The 674-nt window shown below is 52.8% G+C and carries 1 rRNA gene; it reads right to left on the bottom strand.

The features are described 5' to 3' along the window. Nucleotides 1-630 (bottom strand): 23S ribosomal RNA (locus R4P64_RS33920); the annotation flags it as partial. Nucleotides 631-674 lie beyond the last annotated feature (44 nt).

Genomic DNA, 674 nt, shown 5'->3' with positions numbered 1-674 from the left:
AAGGCTCTGACGGATTGTAAGCGCACGGTTTCAGGTACTATTTCACTCCCCTCCCGGGGTACTTTTCACCTTTCCCTCACGGTACTAGTCCGCTATCGGTCACCAGGGAGTATTCAGGCTTATCGGGTGGTCCCGACAGATTCACACCAGATTTCACGGGCCCGGTGCTACTTGGGTTTCCATTACAACAGTCACAAAGTTTTCGTGTACGGGATTCTCACCCTCTACGACAGGCCGTTCCAGACCACTTCCACTAACCTCATGATTTCTTACTGTTGGCCAACACGGCAGTATTGACAAAATGAACCCCACAACCCCACGAATGCAACACCTGCCGGCTATCACACACCCATGGTTTAGCCTCTTCCGCTTTCGCTCGCCACTACTCACGGAATCACGGTTGTTTTCTCTTCCTGTGGGTACTGAGATGTTTCACTTCCCCACGTTCCCTCCACACGCCCTATATATTCAGGCGCGGGTAACACGACATCACTCGTGCTGGGTTTCCCCATTCGGACATCCTCGGATCACAGCTCGGTTGACAGCTCCCCGAGGCTTATCGCAGCCTCCTACGTCCTTCATCGGCTCCTGGTGCCAAGGCATCCACCGTACGCTCTTCATTACTTACAACAAAGATGCTCGCGTCCACTGTGCAGTTCTCAAACAACACACAA

Origin of the sequence: Rhodococcus sp. IEGM 1366 (genome assembly GCF_033142425.1) — a bacterium.
Taxonomy (GTDB): Bacteria; Actinomycetota; Actinomycetes; order Mycobacteriales; family Mycobacteriaceae; genus Rhodococcus_F; species Rhodococcus_F globerula.
Note: the sequence above shows the minus strand (reverse complement) of the source record. Positions and strands in the feature narration are given on the sequence as shown.